Annotated in this window: 1 protein-coding gene and 1 pseudogene; both read right to left on the bottom strand. The window is 76.0% G+C overall.

Annotation, left to right across the window (positions count from 1 at the left end; genetic code table 11):
* Nucleotides 1-1,158, bottom strand: a pseudogene (locus tag KS423_RS44155) (putative baseplate assembly protein); the annotation flags it as partial.
* Nucleotides 1,155-2,116: putative baseplate assembly protein (locus KS423_RS44150; RefSeq protein WP_224285315.1), on the bottom strand; the 962-nt coding region annotated here is incomplete at its 5' end. The gene KS423_RS44150 and the pseudogene KS423_RS44155, both read right to left, overlap by 4 nt.

The following is a 2,116-nucleotide window of genomic DNA, read 5'->3' as shown; positions in this document are numbered from 1 at the left end:
CGAGCCGAGTCCGCGGACGGCCGGGTCGGCGGTGCCGATGCCGGGAGGGTGCGGTCCGGGCTTGTCGGGAGCCTGCGGCGGCTCCAGCTGGTGGGCGCGGTTGCGCAGGCCGGACAGCTCGTCGCCGAGGCGTCCGAACCAGTCGGCCACTGGCTGCTGGGAGCGCGCCAGTTCGGCGGCCTCGGCCGACCGGGCGATCACCGGGGCGAGCCGGTCGGCGAAGTCCGCGGGGGTGCTCAGCGGGCCGGACGGCCGGTCGAGGTCGGCGCGCAGCGGGGCCAGCACCTGGTCGTCGAAGTCCCGGACGATCCGGCTGTGCCCGGGCCTGGGGTTCGGAGCGTTCTCGGAGACGGTGATCCAGTCCGCCAGCTCGGCGCGCAGGTCCTTGAGGGTGCGCAGGTCCCGGGGCAGCCCGATCACCGTGACGTCGTTCTCGCGGTCGAGCCGCACCTCGGGCACCAGCCGCAGCACCCGGTGGACCGGGTCGGCGGCCTTGTCGGCGCTGAACACGAACAGCAGCCGGTCGCCGGGCTTGATGTTGTTGGCGGTGCCGGCGGCGAACAGCTCGGCCCGGCCGCCGGGGTTCAGCTGTCCGGGCGTCAGCTGGTACGGGCGGCGGCGCAGCACCGCCAGTTCGTTCCAGGCGGAGCGGGCGGCGAGGTCCTCGGCGGTCTCGAAGGACTGCGGGTCCTCGCCAGGGCCGGGGACGCTCTGGCTGCGGGCGCCGCGCGGGATGGTCACGGTCGGGTCCTCGGCGGCCCGCGGGTCGTGGTCGAGCGTGTAGGCGAGGTAGGTGTCGGCGGCGACGCCGGGCCGGGGCCGGTGCCCGACCAGCCGGCCGAGCAGGGTGAGCGAGCCCTCCTCGGTGGCGGTGCGCAGGTAGCCCTCGTTGGCGATCCGTTCCGAGTAGAAGGTGAGCACGTCGGCGAGCACGGCCCAGGAGTCCAGCAGCGCGATCGCCGGGTCGTCCGGGGTGCGGACGGTCAGGTCGCGCAGCGCCGGGTAGGCGGGTCCGGACAGCCGGGCGAGCAGGCTGTTGAGGAACTCCCCGTAGCTGCCGACCCGGTAGCCGATGGCGTCCAGCCCGGGCGGGTTGAACAGCGGGACCGGCGTCGCGGTGGCGGTGCCCGCGCAGCCGCAGGTGCACTGGCCGCTCATCGGCCACCTCCGATCACGATCGAGAGCCGGCCGTTCTCCGGCCAGTCGGGGTCGTTGTCGCAGCCGGCGATCTCCAGCGCGCCGAGCCGCAGCAGCCCGTCGGCCAGCTCGCCGTCGTCCCGCCCGAACTGCCGCCGCAGCCGGGTGACCCGGGCACTGACCACGCCCGGTACGGCGGCGGCCGCGGCCACCAGCCGGGAGACCCGCACCGGCTCGCCGAAGCCCAGCGCGTCCGGGTGGAAGAAGCCGAGGCGGCCGTCCGGCAAGGCGCGGTTGCCCAGCACCCGCCGCAACTCGGCGAGCACGTGGCCGCGTTGGTAGCCGGGGGCGGCGCAGACCTGCAGTTCGAGGTCGAGCGGCACCACCAGGGCGGGGCGGACGACCAGGTCGTGGCCGATCCGGCGGTACGCCTCCAGGCCGTGTCCGACCGCTTCGAGCAGGGCGGTGTCCGCGGTGGCGTGCCCGTACGGCTCGACGGCGACGTGGACCTCCTGGCCGCTGCCGGTCCAGCGGAGTTCGGCGGCGGCCCGCCGGACGCCCGGCAGGGCAGCGGCCAGCTCCGCGTAGTCGGCGGCGGTGACGGCGCGGAGCCGGGTGCGGCTTAGCGCGAGCGGGGCCAACTGCCGTACCTGGTCGAGCGGTTCAGGATCGGTGCCGCCGCTCGCGGGCATCGGGTTGCGGACCCGGAGCAGCGCGTCCTGCGGCGGTATGGCGGTGCTGCGCCCCCTCAGGTGGGGCGGCTGGTCCTGGCAGACCACCAGGTGGTTGATGGCCTCCGCGCCGACGTTGCCGGCCGTGCCGTTGCCGATCCGGTAGGCGACCCGCAACTCCGCGCCGGGCCGGGGCGGCTGACCGTGCCGCCCGTCGCCGAAGCGCAGCGCGAGGCGGCCGTCGTCCTCCGGCTCGCCGACGAAGTGCCGGTCGCGCGGGCCGTCGGCGAGCAGGTCCCGGCGGGGCG

The organism is Streptomyces sp. LS1784 (assembly GCF_020103755.1).
GTDB lineage: Bacteria > Actinomycetota > Actinomycetes > Streptomycetales > Streptomycetaceae > Kitasatospora.
Note: the sequence above shows the minus strand (reverse complement) of the source record. Positions and strands in the feature narration are given on the sequence as shown.